The sequence below is a fragment of the Chloroflexus sp. genome (assembly GCF_049970315.1).
GTDB lineage: Bacteria > Chloroflexota > Chloroflexia > Chloroflexales > Chloroflexaceae > Chloroflexus.
In genome coordinates, this window is record NZ_JBMFNE010000012.1 from 85,078 (window position 1) to 101,143 (window position 16,066).

15 protein-coding genes are annotated in these 16,066 nt (G+C 54.3%); 13 read left to right on the top strand and 2 right to left on the bottom strand.

Annotated elements, in window-relative coordinates; translation table 11 throughout:
* Positions 1 to 18 precede the first annotated feature (18 nt).
* From cheB to ACP5OT_RS10085, 9 genes are all read left to right on the top strand, one after another.
* Positions 19 to 1,104, top strand: a complete 1,086-nt coding sequence (cheB, locus tag ACP5OT_RS10045) for a chemotaxis-specific protein-glutamate methyltransferase CheB (RefSeq protein WP_424675915.1) — start codon at positions 19 to 21, stop codon at positions 1,102 to 1,104.
* A complete protein-coding gene (locus ACP5OT_RS10050; protein ID WP_428112510.1) occupies positions 1,101 to 2,528 on the top strand; it encodes a CheR family methyltransferase in 1,428 nt (475 codons plus the stop codon). Before cheB ends, ACP5OT_RS10050 begins: the two co-directional genes overlap by 4 nt.
* Positions 2,528 to 3,658: a PP2C family protein-serine/threonine phosphatase gene (locus tag ACP5OT_RS10055; protein WP_428112512.1), complete on the top strand. Its 1,131-nt coding sequence runs from the start codon at positions 2,528 to 2,530 to the stop codon at positions 3,656 to 3,658. The genes ACP5OT_RS10050 and ACP5OT_RS10055 overlap by 1 nt, the downstream gene beginning before the upstream one ends.
* A gap of 291 nt (positions 3,659 to 3,949) precedes the next feature.
* On the top strand, positions 3,950 to 5,512 hold the full coding sequence (locus ACP5OT_RS10060) for a tetratricopeptide repeat protein (protein ID WP_424675912.1): 1,563 nt from the start codon (positions 3,950 to 3,952) through the stop codon (positions 5,510 to 5,512).
* Positions 5,513 to 5,588: 76 nt separating this feature from the next.
* Positions 5,589 to 6,017 carry an ATP-binding protein gene (locus ACP5OT_RS10065; RefSeq protein WP_015941130.1) on the top strand — a complete coding sequence of 143 codons (429 nt, stop codon included), beginning with the start codon at positions 5,589 to 5,591 and terminating at the stop codon, positions 6,015 to 6,017.
* The gene (locus ACP5OT_RS10070; RefSeq protein ID WP_424675911.1) at positions 6,014 to 6,340 is read left to right on the top strand and encodes an STAS domain-containing protein; all 327 of its coding nucleotides are present in this window, start codon (positions 6,014 to 6,016) and stop codon (positions 6,338 to 6,340) included. The genes ACP5OT_RS10065 and ACP5OT_RS10070 overlap by 4 nt, the downstream gene beginning before the upstream one ends.
* A gap of 158 nt (positions 6,341 to 6,498) precedes the next feature.
* Positions 6,499 to 7,449, top strand: a complete 951-nt coding sequence (locus ACP5OT_RS10075) for an L-lactate dehydrogenase (RefSeq protein ID WP_424675910.1) — start codon at positions 6,499 to 6,501, stop codon at positions 7,447 to 7,449.
* Positions 7,450 to 7,479: 30 nt separating this feature from the next.
* A complete protein-coding gene (locus ACP5OT_RS10080) occupies positions 7,480 to 7,860 on the top strand; it encodes a response regulator (protein ID WP_424675909.1) in 381 nt (126 codons plus the stop codon).
* 208 nt (positions 7,861 to 8,068) lie between these two features.
* The gene (locus ACP5OT_RS10085; RefSeq protein ID WP_424675908.1) at positions 8,069 to 9,541 is read left to right on the top strand and encodes an HD domain-containing phosphohydrolase; all 1,473 of its coding nucleotides are present in this window, start codon (positions 8,069 to 8,071) and stop codon (positions 9,539 to 9,541) included.
* A gap of 14 nt (positions 9,542 to 9,555) precedes the next feature.
* Here the strand turns inward: ACP5OT_RS10085 and ACP5OT_RS10090 are convergent, their stop codons facing one another.
* Together ACP5OT_RS10090 and ACP5OT_RS10095 are read right to left on the bottom strand one after the other, a co-directional pair.
* Positions 9,556 to 10,158, bottom strand: coding sequence for a M23 family metallopeptidase (locus ACP5OT_RS10090; RefSeq protein WP_428132033.1), 603 nt, complete (start codon positions 10,156 to 10,158; stop codon positions 9,556 to 9,558).
* Positions 10,148 to 10,468 carry a hypothetical protein gene (locus tag ACP5OT_RS10095; protein ID WP_428132027.1) on the bottom strand — a complete coding sequence of 107 codons (321 nt, stop codon included), beginning with the start codon at positions 10,466 to 10,468 and terminating at the stop codon, positions 10,148 to 10,150. The genes ACP5OT_RS10090 and ACP5OT_RS10095 overlap by 11 nt, the downstream gene beginning before the upstream one ends.
* 426 nt (positions 10,469 to 10,894) lie before the next feature.
* On the opposite strand from ACP5OT_RS10095, the gene ACP5OT_RS10100 reads away from it, so the two are divergent.
* The 4 genes from ACP5OT_RS10100 (at position 10,895) to ACP5OT_RS10115 (ending at position 16,043) form a co-directional block, all read left to right on the top strand.
* On the top strand, positions 10,895 to 12,697 hold the full coding sequence (locus ACP5OT_RS10100) for a hypothetical protein (RefSeq protein ID WP_424675906.1): 1,803 nt from the start codon (positions 10,895 to 10,897) through the stop codon (positions 12,695 to 12,697).
* Between the two features lie 213 nt (positions 12,698 to 12,910).
* Positions 12,911 to 14,251 (top strand): hypothetical protein, encoded by a 1,341-nt coding sequence (locus tag ACP5OT_RS10105; RefSeq protein ID WP_428132029.1) that lies wholly within the window; start codon positions 12,911 to 12,913, stop codon positions 14,249 to 14,251.
* Between the two features lie 285 nt (positions 14,252 to 14,536).
* Positions 14,537 to 15,778 (top strand): putative sugar nucleotidyl transferase, encoded by a 1,242-nt coding sequence (locus ACP5OT_RS10110; protein WP_424675904.1) that lies wholly within the window; start codon positions 14,537 to 14,539, stop codon positions 15,776 to 15,778.
* A 103-nt stretch (positions 15,779 to 15,881) separates the two neighbouring features.
* Positions 15,882 to 16,043 carry a hypothetical protein gene (locus ACP5OT_RS10115; protein WP_424675903.1) on the top strand — a complete coding sequence of 54 codons (162 nt, stop codon included), beginning with the start codon at positions 15,882 to 15,884 and terminating at the stop codon, positions 16,041 to 16,043.
* Positions 16,044 to 16,066: the final 23 nt, after the last annotated feature.

The window sequence follows — 16,066 nt, forward strand, 5'->3', positions numbered from 1 at the left end:
TACGATAGGTAAAAATCAATGACGAATCCGTTGCGTGTACTTGTCGTCGACGACTCGGCACTGATGCGCCGCTTGTTGCGCCAGATGCTCGAAAGTGATCCGACGATCCGGGTGGTCGGTGAAGCAGGCGATGGTAAAACCGCGATTGCCCTCACCGCCGAACTACGACCCGATCTGATCACGCTCGATGTACGGATGCCGGTTCTCGATGGCGTAGAGACGACACGCCAGATTATGGCCTACCATCCAACACCAATTTTGGTGCTTTCGGCAGCCGTGAGTGGGAAAGATGCCAACATCGCGTTCGAGGCCCTCGCTGCCGGCGCACTCGAGGTTATGGAAAAGCCAAGTCTGACTGACGCCGATTCACTCGATCATTTGCGCCGCACCCTGATCCGACGTATCAAGTTGCTGGCTCGTGTAAAAGTTGTCACCCATCTGCGCGGTCGCCGTCACCCACCCTCTGAAGTACGTACAACCTTGATCGATACCCCCCATCACGTGCGCGGTCCGCGCATTGCTCCTGGTCAGTTTCCGGTGGTGGTGATCGGAGCCTCGACCGGCGGGCCAAAAGTGATCCGCCAATTACTGGCCGGACTACCGAACACCTTTGCCGCCGCAGTGATTGTGGTGCAACATATCGCGCAAGGCTTTGGTGAAGGAATGGCCGAATGGCTGGCCGAAACCAGTACCCTGCCGGTCGAATTGGCCCGCAATGGTCTTGCTCTCCAACCCGGACGTGTCTTGCTCGCACCTGATCAGTCCGATCTGTTGATCAAGTCTGACGGAACGGTCCGATTGAGTATGTCACCACTGTTGCTTCAACGCCCCTCAATCGACATTACAATGACAGCGGTCGCCGAACTGTACGGCGTGCATTCGGCCGGTGTGTTGCTGACCGGTATGGGGCGCGACGGGGCCGTCGGAATGCGCGCCATCCGCCGCGTCGGTGGGTTGACCATTGCGCAAGATGAAGCCAGTTGCACGATTTTTGGTATGCCACGTGCGGCGATTGAACTCGGCGCCGCCGAGTTGGTCTTACCACCCGATCAGATATTGATGATCCTGCGCGAGCGCTTTTCGGCGCCAAAGAGGGTACTATGACACTGCCGCTCGAATCGCTCAGCTCGCTGCGCGAGATGCTTGCTCATTATTGCGGTATCCTGCTCGACGATTCTCGCCTCACGCATTTGCAAACTGCGGTCGAACGGCGTGCGCTCGCTCTCAAGCGCTTGCCCGATCAATACTTGGCCGATCTACTGACCAATCGAGATCGCACCGAGCTACTGTATCTGGCCGAGCCGTTCCTCAACCACGAGACCGTCTTTTTTCGCAACCGGCCTCATATGGAAGCCTTGCGCAAGACGTTGCTACCTACTCTACACGCTACGCTGCCGCCCGGTATGCCGATCAAGATTTGGAGCGCCGGGTGTGCCACCGGAGAAGAACCTTATTCAATCGCGATTACGGCACTCGAGACACTTGGCGAACCCTTACCACGTCCGGTCGAGATTCTCGCAACCGATCTCAGTGCTACAGCAATTGAGAAGGCACGCGCCGGTATCTATCGCGGGCGTACCCTTACCAATCTGACACCGCTTCAACGACTGCGCTTCTTTACTCCGGTGGGAAATGCGCTGACCATCCATGAACGAGTGCGGCAACTGGTTACCTTCATGCAGCATAACCTGCTCGATCCGTTTCCACCGGCAGTACGCGGTACACACATTCTCTTCTGTCAGAACGTGACCATCTACTTTTCGCTCGATACCTGTCGGACACTCATGGCGCGCTTCTACGATAGTTTGGCCGACGGTGGTACACTGTGTCTCGGCTTTTCCGAGACATTATGGAATATTTTTGATCGGCTACGCCCGGTGTCCGTTGATGGTGCGTTTCTCTACCGCAAAGATCCGCCCCGTCAACGGATGGTTGCATCATCGCCTAAACCGTCGCGCCCAACCCTGCATCCAACACGGCCAACGCGGCGGCCAACATCTCCACCTGCCTTCTCTGATCCACTCTTTACCGACGAGACAGTCGTTGTTGAAGGTCGGCGCATGATTGAAAGCGGTCAGATCGAGGCGGCACTCGAACTCTTTGCCCACGCACCACTTGCCGGACGACACGCACCGGCGGTACTGGCCTTAACGGCCCAAGCCCATGCCAACCGTGGCGAACTCGATCTCGCGCTGGCCGAAGCTCGCCGTGCCTTAGAACTCAATCCGCTCGTGACGGAAGCGCATATCTTGCTCGGCTTAATCTACGAACGCCAACAACAATTTACGTTAGCCATTCACCACTTCGAACGAGCACGCTACCTGAACAGTGATTCTCCGCTCGTTGCCTTCCATCTTGCCGAATGCTACCGTCAGACCGATCGGGTAGCCGATGCCATCCGCGAGTACCGCAATACTGAGCGCTTACTGCATTCGTTACCACCCGATCACCTCATCGAAGGAGTTGCAGTATATTGGCTGGCTGAGAGTTGTCGGTGTTGGATCCGCCGGCTCGAGGGGGAGCAATAATGCCTGCGCGTAACGGTCACATACTACCCACACTACTGAACCGTCGCCGGTCATGGCCGAGTTTGCTGGCCCACCGCCAGCGCAGTCTCGTCGGTGTACGGCGGCATGTCGCACCTTCTGCCGCCCCTCCTCCATCACCTGCTGCACCGGCTATGGACGAGGCAGCGCAGCAGCGGGCACGTGAGATCGAACAGGAATTACAATTAGCCCGTGATATTCAGCAGGGCTTGTTACTCGAATCTGCCCCGCACCTCCCCGGTTGGGAAGTCACTGCTATCTCACTACCAGCACGCGATCTCGGTGGCGATCTGTACGACTTCTTACCGCTCACCGATGGTCGGCACGGTATCATGATCGGTGATGTCAGTGGAAAAGGCCTCCCTGCTGCCCTGCGGATGGCCGTGGCGCGCACCGTCTTTCGCCACGAAGCACGTCGCAATATCAACCCAGCCACTACCCTCGCCGCCGTGAATCAGGGTGTATTAAGCGAGATTCCACACGGTATGGTAACCATGCTTTATTTACAGCTCGAGCCACGCACCGGACAGGTATGCTTCGCCAACGCCGGTCATACCTTCCCGTTATTAATTTCCGATACCGTACAAGAACTCGAAGTTGCCGGACTACCGCTCGGTATTGATAGCGAAAGTGAATACGGGCAACAGCAAGCCATCATTGCTCCCGGCGAGAGTTTATTGCTCTATACCGACGGTCTGATCGAAGCCGAGAGTCCGAACGGTACGATCTTCAGCTTCGAGCGCCTCGTTGATCTGATCGTAGCCCACCCCCAACGTAAACCACGCGCTCTTGCCGCCGCACTTGTCCACGAAGTGCGCTCGTGGACGAACGGCATCCTAAGCGATGACGTTACAATGGTCATCCTACGCAGACGACTACTCGATCTGGTCACTGAAATCCGCAGCGTGATCGCCGATGTGATCGGTGTCGAGCGCGTCGATATGCTGTGGGAAACTCTGTTTGCCGGTAATATACCGACCGACGTCGAGGAATGGCGTGAAGCGTTACCCCGTTTACAACCACTCGCACAAACATCGCTCGGTCGCGGCCTTGCACGTGAGCTGATCCAGCAAATCCGCCTAACACTCGATGATTATCGCGCAATTAGCTGATAATCTACACCGTTCGCAACCTCATTGGGCGGCAAGATAGAACTGACAGGCTTCCATCACGCAGCATATTCTACACATTCTTCATCTCATCAAGTGTTAAGAGTGAACGAAAAAAAACATCTCTCGTGAGACATTCTCTACAAACTACCCCTATGACCACTGCTCAATAGTTCCTCTCTTTAAGAAAACTATATATTGTCGTATGTCTTTAAATGGCAATTCTTCAATATACGAAGGGCGACGAGCATGTTATAGTAGATATCAGTATGACACTGGTCGCCGAGGTGCGCTATGGCATCGACCAATGAGCTTCAATTTATGCCCCTCGACCTCGATACCTTTAATGGTAGCGAGCGCTTTATGAGCGGCACCCGCCTAGGGGCAGCGTTTAGTCAGGGAATGCGTTCCTACCTGCGCGCGGCTTACGCCGATGCAATCGAGCATTTTAAGGCTGCCCTCATCGCCGCATACGTTGATGGGGAAGAGCAAGCCCAAATTTACGAGCGCGAACGGGCAATTATCTATCTCTATATCGGCAACTCGCTTGCCTTCCAAGATCATTGGGAAGAGGCATTGCGCGAATATCTCGAAGCGGTACAGACCGATCCGCAACTGGCTGAGGCCCACTACAACCTCGGCGTCGCCTTTGCCGCCCTCGGACAAATCGACCGGGCCATCGCCGCCTTCAAAGAAACGCTCGAACACAACCCCAACCTCTACGAAGCCCACTTTGCGCTTGGTCGCTGCTACCAACGAATCGACGATGCCGGTCGGGCGTATATTCACTTCAGTAGCGCCTGCAACGCACGCCCGCAAGCTGCCGAGCCACGGTACTATATGGGCTTGATGCACCAAAGCCACGGTGCGCACGAGCTAGCTCAACGCTGCTTTGCCGAAGCGCTGCGCGTTGAACCGACGTTTGTCTCACCCGAACCATTACCCGACGAGCCACTCGTCAACCGTAGCGAAGAAGAGGTGGCTCAGTGGTATTACCGGCTTAGCCAGGCCCTCAAGCAACAAGGATATGAAGAAGAGGCCGAGCGGATCTACCGCGCCTTGCTTCAGTGGCGTCCACAAGAGTACGCTGCCCGTTACCTCCTGGGCAACCTTTTGGCTCGCCAACGTCGGTTTGACGAAGCCTACGCCGAATATGAGCAAATACCACCGCAACATCGCCATTATGTTGATGCATGCCTCCGCATGAGTGCCATCTTGCGTTTGCAAAAGAAGCCCAAACAGGCCTATGAAATCCTTTTCGCCTGCGCCCGTCTTAATCCGCACCACGGCCAGCTCTTCTTGCAGATGGGCAAACTCCTTTACGATATGGGAATGACCAAGCAAGCGGTCCGCGCCTTCGAGCGCGCCGTTCAATTGCTCCCGACCGATGCTCAAGCCCATTACTTCCTTGGATTTGTGTACAATACGATTGGACGCGACACATGGGCACTCGCTGCTTGGCGCAAAGCCGTGCAGCTTGCCCCTGATGCGCATTCATTACGCTTTGATCTTGGCTACATGTACATCCGACGGGGTCGTTACGATCTTGCAGCGAAAGAGTTCCAGCAAGTACTCGAACAGTGGCCCGACGATATAGAAACGCAGTTCATGCTCGGATTATGCTACAAAGAGCTGCTCGAACCGTCGCGCGCTATCCCCTTGTTTGAAAAGGTGCTTCGCCGCAATCCACGTCACGCCCAAGCTCTCTACTACCTGGGTGCATGCTACCTCCAAGTCGGCAACACCTCACTCGGCAAGGCGTACCTGCGCCGGTACGATCATCTTATCCGTCAAACCGAAATAACGAACGGCAGTCGGGCGCGATCACTACCTAAACCACAGTTGTCTTCACCATAACCGGCAATGCTATGGTTCACCCGATCCGCTACACTAAGATCAGGGTGAACCAGGCAACACAGGTAGAGGCACAAGCATGCAACGAGTCGAGTTGCGCATTCCATCCATCCCGATCTTCGAACGCGTGGTACGCGCGAGTGCTGCTGAAGTCGGCAGTGCCGCCGGCCTTAGCCCTGAACAGGTTGAAGACCTGAAATTGGCGGTTAGTGAAGCGGTCAATAATGCTATCGATCACGGTAATCGCGGCGATACCGCCAAACTGGTCGGGGTGATTTTTGACATCGACGGTGATAAACTCGAGATCCGGATAAGTGATCAGGGCAGTGGAATCGAACAGCTCGATGTTTCACGGCGGGTCATCGATGATGAACGACTCGAAGCCGGCTATCTGCGCGGTTTCGGGATGTATCTCATTAGCGCGCTGGTCGACGATTACGAGGTGGTCTCATCACAGCAAGGGACGGTGCTCACACTCCGTCTCTATCGGAAGGATCGGCAACAATGAGTGACATTATTCGACGAGAAGAGTTTGGTGATGTGGTCGTCCTCCACATCTTGACGACCAGTGTTGATGCTATCTCGGCTGCCGCCATTGCTGCCGAATGCCAAGAGATGCGTCCGATAACGGTACTCGATTTTAGCGAAGTATCGTTCATCAATTCGGCCGGCATTTCGGCGTTGCTTAAATTCGTCGTGAATGCCCGTAAAGCTGGCTACCAACTGTTTGCGATGAATGTCACACCACACCATCAAAAAATCTTTAAGATGGTTGAGATGTCGCGTTATATGCCGACCATCGAAGAGCGAGATTTAGCTGCATATCGCTGATACAGCGAGACGGTTATGATCTGCCATCGCTCGTAAGGGCTACCCCAAGATAACAAATTGATGACATCGGTGATACGATGCACCGACAACCGTTGCGTTGCGCGCAACCTCCAGCGTGATATGGTATCATAATGGTGCAATCGTTTAGGAGGTTTCGCATGAGCTTACGCAAACGCACCGGTAAAGTTGGCGTGGTTGGCACCGGCATGGTCGGCACTTCATTCGCGTATGCCCTGATGCAGCGCAGCCTTGCCGGTGAACTGGTGCTCATTGATATTGACCGGGCACGCGCCGAAGGTGAGGCGATGGATTTGAACCATGGCCTGCCTTTTGTCCGCCCAATGCGGATCTATGCCGGTGACTACGCCGATCTTGCCGACGCCGATCTGATCGTGATCGCTGCCGGCGCTAACCAGCGCCCCGGCGAAACTCGTCTCGATCTACTCGGTCGTAATGCGGCTATCTTTCGGGAAATGATCCCTGCAATACTGGCTGCCAATCACGACGGGATTATTGTGGTGGCAACCAACCCGGTTGATATCCTGACCACCATCGCTGCGCAAATCGCCGGTTCCGACGCTAACCGTGTGATCGGCTCAGGCACCATTCTCGACACAGCACGCTTCCGCTATCTGCTCGGTCAGCACTACGGCGTTGATCCGCGCTCGGTGCATGCCTACATCGTCGGCGAGCACGGTGATAGCGAATTGGCTTTGTGGAGCCTGGCCAATATTGCCGGCGTTCGCTTAGTCGACTTTGTTGGTGCTAACGGGCAAGGCTACGATCAGGCTGCACTCGATGCGATCCTCGAACAAACCCGTAATGCCGCTTACGAAATTATTAAGCGTAAACGGGCTACATACTATGCTATTGGCTTGGGTTTGTTGGCGATTGCCGAAGCCGTTCTCCGCGATCAACACACCGTAATGACCGTGAGTAGCTTGATGACTGGCCAGTACGGTGTCACCGATATTGCCATTAGTTTGCCAACCATTGTTGGTCGTGACGGTGCAGAAGAGGTGCTTAATCTACCGTTGTCAGACCAAGAAGTCGCTCTCTTCCAACGCTCGGCCAATCTTTTGAAAGAGTACCTCGCTCAGGTAAGTTAAGACGAATCCAGCAGTCGAGGAGAGTGCGCCGTGCCACCCACGATTATGATTGTTGAGGATGAACCTGCTACCCGTCGGTTATACCGATTTCTCTTGCGGAATAGCGGTTATAACGTGATCGAAGCCGAAGACGGTATCGATGCGCTTGAGAAGTTGGCAGTGCAAGAATGTGATGTCATTATTACCGATATGAATATGCCACGTATGGGTGGCATTGAACTAGTGCGTACTCTCCGCCAAAATCATTCGCAGGTCTATGTGATTATGGTTACGGCTTACGGCGCTCCTGATACGGAGAAAACCGCTCTGCGCATCGGTGTTAACGAATATTTAACCAAGCCATTCGACTTCGATGAACTTGAGCGACGTTTGCAGAGTTATTTCTCACGGCGCAAACAAGACGATTCATAACTCTACGTAGGAGGGGAGGTTATTCCTCTGCTAATTGCAATTTTGTCATTCACTACACCGTACCTATCGTCATTGTGCAACATTGCTCTGCTATGCTATTACCGACTCTGTAACGGTAATACGATGTGACATATCGACAGAGTGACATCGGAAATATACCGTGACGGTAAGACATGTATCAGCCACTGCAAGCCTGAGGAGCCTTTATATGGCGGATTACGTTCCCTCCTCCTCCACCCGCCCACGGATCCTCGTTGTTGAAGATGAAACTACTATCCGGGAGTTCTGTCGTCTCCTCCTTCGACGCGAGTACGATGTTACCGTTGCTGAACATGGTCAAGCCGCCATCGAGCTGCTGCACACCCAGACCTTTGACCTCGTAATAACCGATCTCCAGATGCCCCACCTCGACGGTCTCGCGTTGGTACAGTACCTGCGTACCCACTGTCTGGAAACTGACGTAATCGTTATGACCGCGCATGCGACGGTCGAAACGGCCCGTGAGGCGCTCAAGCTCGGTGCTCTCGATTATATCTCCAAGCCGGTTGACGCCGAACAGTTACAGAAGACAATCCGCACCGCGCTTGAGTTGCGCCGGGTACATCACGAAAAGGAGCGCCTCTCCGATTTCGTCCTGATGTATCAGTTTAGTCAAGCGATCGCCACCTCGCTCAATATTACCGAACAAACTGACCGCTTGCTCGAATTCATTATTCGACGCTTCGCTCCCATCCACATCGGCTTGTCGCTGATCGATACTGATGGTGAAACCTTAGTGGCACTTACCGGCGCGGCAAAGCACGAGCATTTACCAATTACCGCCTTCGACGAAGATCAACTGCGGACTGCCCATCACCACCTAATCAACGTGCCACCGGTACCCGCCGACCGATTGTTGGAAGTGGTACTGCGCAGCCGTGATCGACCGATCGGTATGCTCACCCTTGGCCGTTCTGAGTCACAACCAGTCTTTGATGCCACCGAACGTCATCTCATAGAAGTATTTGCTTCACAGGCTGCGGTGGCTCTCGATAATGCACGTCTCTACCACGCCCTCAAAGATCAACACGAGCAAACCATCGCAGCTCTTGTCGGAGCTATTGAGGCGCGTGACTCGTATACATACGGCCATTCTCGTCAAGTAACGCGCTATGCAGTGAAACTGGCGCGCGAATTAGGGTTGAGCGATGCCGAGATCGAACAGATTCATTACGCCGGCTTACTCCACGACATTGGTAAAATCGGTGTACGCGACGACATCTTGCTCAAGCCCGGCCCCCTCACCGCAGAAGAACTGCTCGTCATGCAGCGCCATCCTGAGATTGGTGTTCGCATTCTCGCCCAAATTCGTGGACTGCGTGATGTATTGCCGATTATCGCCGCCCATCACGAGCGGGTCGACGGTAATGGGTATCCATATGGCCTGTGCGGTGAAGAAATTCCACTAGGTGCCCGCATTTTAGCCGTCGCCGATGCTTTCGAGGCGCTGACCGCCGATCGTGCATATCGGGCAGCCCTTGATCCTGAACAAGCATTGCAAATTTTGCAACGCGGGCGTGGCATTCACTGGGATGCGCATATCGTTGATACCTTCGTCCGCCTTATGCGTCGCGAGCGGCTGTGGGAACAAGTACCACGCCTGCGCCAAGCAGTACCTACGACGAGCACAGTTGATTCGTAAGTAGCCTCGTAGATTTAGATGACGGTATCGATAATACGCGCAACAATGGCAAAGACACCGAGCAGGATCAACCCGAACGTGATAATACCCCCGAGCAATTCCCGAAGTGTTGGCTTGACTACTACCACCGACTCGATGAGTTGAGCGGGGCAATCTGCCGGGGCGGGCTCTACCATCTGATCGCGCTGAATGAAGCCTTGAGCCAGACAGACTGTGCTGTTGCTATCACTACGTCGCACCCGACGAAAGGTGATCGGTAACCCAATAGCGGTAAAGAAGTCAGCCTGATCTTGCAGTTGAAAGTGGAGATGCGGTTCGCTCGAATGTCCGGAATGACCACAGGCACCGATAGGTTGCCCGGCATGCACAGTCTCACCAAGTGTTACCTTAATGCTACCCCGTTGCAAATGGGCGTAGAGCGTGTAGACATGCTCATGATGCTTGATAATAACGTAATTTCCGCGGAGATCAGGTGTGGTAATATCGATCCATCCGGTGCCCGCCCAGGGACTATCGCGAATATCGTTGCGCAGCGCAACAACGACGCCATCGGCAGCGGCCAGTACCGGCTGCCCGAAGGCAAGGTAATTGGTCGGTCGGCGCGGATCAACCCGAATAGCTCAGACCAGTTGCTTCATCGCCTATAACGAAATCATACGCATATCGCTGGCCGATCAATTCCCAAGAATGAGATGTTGGTGGATCAACCCCACCATTGACAACCTTCCAGCGTCCATGAAACGGTAACTGTACGGTAAACGATTCATCGTAGGCGACACCGTGCCGGAGACCGCGCCATTGGGCTACTACTTGCCCGGCGGCTTGACGGAGCGTTAAGACGAGACCGTGGAGGTTGAAGAGCATCCAGATAGTTACTGAAGTGAGGTAGGCGATGAGAATTCCAATCGTCTGAAGGGGAGTAGGCATAAGCGTTCCCTTTCGTGACCGCTTTTCCGGCAAGACAGGGTTAACGTGATTATTATACACGTGAGTACCGGTACGTAAGGTGCCATGTCTTCTCCATTCAGGAACCTGCACGCGGGGTGGCAATGGGTTACTGTTGCACCGTATATATCGTGCAAAATGGTCGCCGGTTAACGAGGCAGCGTACCGTTATTTTGTAGACCGAAATTATGACTATTGCCCGGGAACAACTCCCTATCACTTGACGTTGAATCAGACAGACGAGTATAATCGCGGCGGTCACCCGCTCTACTGTCTCAGCTTCTGTGCCTTTCGCGAGCAAGCTGAGAGGAGTCTATTACTGTGTTTTCAGACGGGATTGGCTACCATAATGTCGGATGATCATCACGATCATGCCGCAACGACACCGAATCGTAAGGGAGACCGTACATGACACAAAAGATTGTTGCAGTGCTGGGAATGCTGGTACTCGCAGTATCACTGCTTACGTGGCCTCAGCCCGGAGCAGCCCAGGGCGGTGTGCCCGACACCTATCCACCATATCAAGCCCGTTACTTTCCCGAAACCGGTCATAGCGCGGTCAATTGGTTTTTAGAGACGTGGAAGAACACCCCGAACGCACTGTTTGTATTGGGGTATCCGATTTCAGAACCGTTTATTGAGGAAAGCTTTACCGAGCCGGGTAAATTCTACCGCGTTCAGTACTTTGAGCGGGCTATTCTCGAAGAGCATCCCGAAAATTTTGGCACCCAGAACAATCGTTACTACATCCTAGGTCGCCTGCTCGGTCGGCGGCTCGTTGAGGGTCGTGAAAATGAGCCACCCTTCCAGCGCGTACCCGACCCCGGCGATGGCACGTGGTTCGCCCAGACCGGCCACACCTTACGCGACAGTCCAGCCCCATTCCGCACCTTCTGGTTGAACAACGGTGGCCTTGAAGTGTTCGGCTACCCGCTCTCCGAGCAATTCCAAGAACGTAATCAGGCAACCGGTGAGATCTACTGGGTACAATACTTTGAACGCCAACGGATGGAATGGCACCCCGACGAGCCTGATCCGCGCTACCGGATACTGCTCGGCCTGCTGGGGAACGAGTATCGAGACCTGCGCCACCGTAACAATCCGGCGTTCAACTATCGCCCAGCCGATCAGGCGTTACCACGTCAGTTTATCTACGGTTTCAACGCTCATCTCTATGGTCAGGGCACAGCATGGCAAGATCGCAACCGGGTTTTGCAGATGAGCCGCGACGCCGGCATCTACTGGATTCGCCAGCAGGTACGTTGGATGGATTTGCACGACCGTTCGGGCGCAATTTACTGGGCTGAACTTGACAACATTGTGGCCGACGCCAACCGACAGGGCGTCAATCTCTTGCTCAGCGTGGTAGCCGCACCCAGTTGGGCAACAGCAAACGGTAGCAACGGCATGCCACGACGCGAGAACTTCAAGGATTTCGCCTATTTTATGGGTGAGATGGCCAAACGCTACAAAGGACGAGTACAGGCGTACCAAATTTGGAACGAGCAAAACCGCGCCTGCGAAAACGGTGGCGACTGCGCACGCGATGGTGGGGTTGGCGGCCGCGTAGCCGATGCGAGCTACTACGTCGATCTGCTTGAAGTTGCTTATAAAGCGATCAAGGCTAACGATCCAATGGCGATAGTAGTCAGTGGTGCACCAACGAGCACCGAGACCAACAACCCCAATATTGCACTGAGCGATACGTCGTACATGCGCTCGATGGCGTCCAATCCCAAGTTCCGCACCAATGTCGATGCAATTGGTGTACATCCGGGAGGGCACTACAATCCGCCTGACACACTCTGGCCCGACCGGCCTGGCCCCGGCCCCCAATGGCGAACCAGCCGTGAGTTCTACTTCCGCCGCATCGAGGACATTCGCAACGTGCTGGTTGAGAACGGCTTAGCCGACAAGCAGATCTGGATTACCGAGTTTGGGTGGGCAACACGCAACAACACCCCCGGCTACGAGTACGGTAATTCAATCTCGTTCGAGCAACAGGCCGAGTGGATCGTGCGGGCCTTCCAGATCGGTCGCCGTGAGTATGCACCATGGGTTGGGGCAATGTTCCTTTGGAACCTAAACTTTGCCGTACCGTGGCGAGCGCAAGGTAATGAGTTACACGAACAGGCATCATTCGGTGTGATCAACGGCGATTGGAGCCCACGTCCGGCATGGTACGCAATCCAAGCAATGCCCAAAAACTAGTAGGCCCGCACGGCGTGTAGGCCCGCACGGCGAGCAGGCCCACCTGCAAACTCGGTGGGCAGCTACTCGCCACACCGACCAACCTTGTGGTACCTACGACGTCGGCTTTGTGGAGATCGGTACCGGTTTAGCACACGATAGATGCTTACAGTTTGATACGACTACTGTGGTGCTCTAAATCAGGCGATAACATTACACTACATCGAGGTTTGTATGAAACAACTCTATTCTCGACGCTGGCCCGCATTGATGCTGATTATGATGATCATCGCCGCCATCCTCGCTGCATGTGGCGGAGAACCGACAACTACGCCGGTTAGTAACGTCCCAACGGCAGCCGTCGTTGCAACTCCAGATACCACGACCCCACCAACCACCGTCCCAACCACCGCCCCTGCCGAGCCGACTGCCGTCCCAACGACTGAACCAACGGCAGCTCCACCGGAGCCGACCCCCGTCCCGATAAACCCCGACTACCTTGAGTTCGGGATCGTCGGTCACTTGTATTACACCGACCGTGACCGCGTATTACAACTGGCAAGGAATGCCGGCTTCGACTGGTTCCGCCAGCAGGTAGTCTGGATGGACATTGAGGACCCGGTAAAGGGTATTTATGGCTGGGATGAGCTGGATCGGATAGTGGAAGCCGTAGACCGCTTCGGCATCAAACTGTTGGTTAACGTAGTACGCTCCCCAACGGCCTACAATGCTACCAATGGTCTGCCTGATGATCCAGAGACGTTAGCCAACTTTCTCGAGCTTATGGTCCGCCGTTACGGCGATAAGATTAAGGCGTATGAGATCTGGAACGAACCGAATCTCGCTGTTGAGAATGGCGGTGAAATTATCCCAGAGGATGTTGGTCACTATGTTGAGATCCTCAAAGCGGCGTATACCCGGATCAAATCAATCAATCCGAATGCTGTTGTGCTCGCTGCAGCTTCGTCATCAAGTGGGGTAACCAACCCGGCCATCGCGCTCTCCGATCAAGAGTTTTACCGCTTGATGTACACCTACAACAACGGCGAAGTACGTAACTATTTCGACGTGCAAGCCGTCCATCCCGGTGGTGCAGCTAACCCACCCGATACACTCTGGCCGGATAACCCAAGCTACATCCCCGGCTGCAAACCGGCACCTGATCGCTGTTGGAACGACCACGAAACGCACTACTTCCGCCACGTCGAAAATGTGCGTAAGTGGATGGAAGAGTACGGGATGGGTGATAAGGAGATTTGGATTACCGAGTATGGTTGGGCAACACCGAACAATACGCCGGGCTATGAGTTTGGGAACTATGTGACGCCGGAACAGCAGGCCGAGTACATTCGCTCGGCAATGCTACGGGTGTACGATAATTATCCGTTTGTCGGTAATATGTTCCTCTGGAACATTAACTTTGCCGTGCTCTGGGGAGAACAGGGTAATCCTAATCACGAGCAAGCTGCGTTTGCCATCCTCAACCCTGACTGGAGTCCGCGATTGTCGTATTTGCGTGCCCAAGATACCATTGCCCAAATTAAGACGTGGCAGGGCCGCTTTGTGGCACCATAAACCACGCCGAGTCTCCAATGCTATCGTAGGCACGAGCAGATCACACGCAAGAGGGGTACGTCACACCGTACCCCTCTCTTTTAATCCACACTTTTCCACAATCAACCATCGTAATGTGGATAACTCGGTGAATGTTGTGGATAACTTTTGCATATCGGTGGATTACAAGTTGATGACAACATGAGAGAACACTACGCTGCAACCAACCATTCAATTGACCGCAATTCTGTGCTATGCTTGAGTTGAACTCACCGGTAGTACGCCGGGTTTACCATCGACAGAGCTATGACCATCATCCTATTTGAAGACGAACGTTGGCCCTATTTCGCTACACTCGTGCAGGCCCGCCCGATCTTCGAGCTACGCTGCGGCGCATTCACCACCCGTGAACGGGTCGTAGCCCTGCTTGGCCGACCAGCCTATGGTCTAGCCCGTTCCCATCTGATGCCACACTTCGGACCAGCAGGCGGTTTAGCCGAACTGCTTGCCACCAGTGATCCGATCCTGGTTGTGAATGGACGATCCCTCAATCTCGAATGGGTAACGGCGCTTGAGTGTGAGCCGATCAATACCGCATATATCTTAGGCGAGACGTTGCTCGGCGCTAAGGTATCACCTGCGTTAGCCAGTGCGATTATCTACTACCTGCGTGAACAGCAAGCTGCTGCCGCTCGTGACGAACTCTTTCGCTTTGCCCGTATCGTCGAGCCACAGGTAACTGACGCATTACTTGAATATCCGTGGGATTTAATCACCAAAGCCGGTGAGCAACTTCTCCGCGACGAGCCGATCTTAGCCCGCCGCTTACCACTCTTCACCGCCGATCAGCCGCACGTCATCACCCATGGGCGGCGCGTCTATGTCGATCCGGCAGCACAGTTAATCGGGCCGGTCGTGCTCGATAGTCGCGATGGGCCGGTGTTCATCGAGGCAGCCCAGATTGAGCCGTTTAGCTACATTCAAGGTCCGGCCTACATCGGATCAGGTACCCTCATCGCTAGTGCCCGTATTCGTGCCGAAACCTGCCTCGGTCCGGTCTGTCGGGTTGGTGGCGAGGTTGAAGCCTCAATTATTCAAGGCTATTCTAATAAGCATCACGATGGCTTTCTCGGCCATAGCTGGCTGGGAGAATGGGTGAATATCGGGGCTATGACTACCAACTCCGATCTGAAGAATAATTACGGTTCAGTGCGGGTCTTCCTTGAAGGGATCGGCCAAATCGACACCGGGATTCTCAAGTTGGGCTGCTTTCTCGCCGATCACGTCAAACTAGGCATTGGCCTACATCTAACCGGTGGTACTATGATCGGAACCGGTTCAAACGTCTTTGGTATGCATAGCGCTCCAAAAAATGTTCCCCATTTTACATGGGGTGGCGAGGTGTTTCGCGAATACCGTATCGATACGATGATCAGTGTCGCACGAATCGTGATGGCCCGCCGGAAACGTGAACTCACTCCGAGTTATGAACATGTATTACGCAAAGCGTTCGAGCTAACCCAATCGAGTCGTGATGGGTTAGGATGAACCATGTTCGTTCCGCCACTCACCGGGCGTTGATACACTCATCTATGCGGTACGTGCCGATCCGCACAACTTGGTGCGCAATGCAGCACGGTTGTATCGGTACATGATGGTTGAAATCGGTGATAGTTTTCGGCTCCACGATGTGCTACACGCCGGTGAAACATTCATTTTTAGCCGACACGACCTACCGTATCTATACCACGACCGTGCCGCTCTGATCTTACAGGTTCACACCAACACTGTTCGTCTCTGTGTAGCAATTTGACCTGCCGGCTGAGCCAACTGTCC

What these genes read in the sequence shown, in the direction of transcription:
- cheB (WP_424675915.1), top strand. Translation starts at nt 19, where the DNA reads ATGACGAATCCGTTGCGTGTACTTGTCGTCGACGACTCGGCACTGATG.
- ACP5OT_RS10050 (WP_428112510.1), top strand. Translation starts at nt 1,101, where the DNA reads ATGACACTGCCGCTCGAATCGCTCAGCTCGCTGCGCGAGATGCTTGCT.
- ACP5OT_RS10055 (WP_428112512.1), top strand. Translation starts at nt 2,528, where the DNA reads ATGCCTGCGCGTAACGGTCACATACTACCCACACTACTGAACCGTCGC.
- ACP5OT_RS10060 (WP_424675912.1), top strand. Translation starts at nt 3,950, where the DNA reads ATGGCATCGACCAATGAGCTTCAATTTATGCCCCTCGACCTCGATACC.
- ACP5OT_RS10065 (WP_015941130.1), top strand. Translation starts at nt 5,589, where the DNA reads ATGCAACGAGTCGAGTTGCGCATTCCATCCATCCCGATCTTCGAACGC.
- ACP5OT_RS10070 (WP_424675911.1), top strand. Translation starts at nt 6,014, where the DNA reads ATGAGTGACATTATTCGACGAGAAGAGTTTGGTGATGTGGTCGTCCTC.
- ACP5OT_RS10075 (WP_424675910.1), top strand. Translation starts at nt 6,499, where the DNA reads ATGAGCTTACGCAAACGCACCGGTAAAGTTGGCGTGGTTGGCACCGGC.
- ACP5OT_RS10085 (WP_424675908.1), top strand. Translation starts at nt 8,069, where the DNA reads ATGGCGGATTACGTTCCCTCCTCCTCCACCCGCCCACGGATCCTCGTT.
- ACP5OT_RS10095 (WP_428132027.1), bottom strand. Translation starts at nt 10,468, where the DNA reads ATGCCTACTCCCCTTCAGACGATTGGAATTCTCATCGCCTACCTCACT.
- ACP5OT_RS10100 (WP_424675906.1), top strand. Translation starts at nt 10,895, where the DNA reads ATGACACAAAAGATTGTTGCAGTGCTGGGAATGCTGGTACTCGCAGTA.
- ACP5OT_RS10105 (WP_428132029.1), top strand. Translation starts at nt 12,911, where the DNA reads ATGAAACAACTCTATTCTCGACGCTGGCCCGCATTGATGCTGATTATG.
- ACP5OT_RS10110 (WP_424675904.1), top strand. Translation starts at nt 14,537, where the DNA reads ATGACCATCATCCTATTTGAAGACGAACGTTGGCCCTATTTCGCTACA.
- ACP5OT_RS10115 (WP_424675903.1), top strand. Translation starts at nt 15,882, where the DNA reads ATGATGGTTGAAATCGGTGATAGTTTTCGGCTCCACGATGTGCTACAC.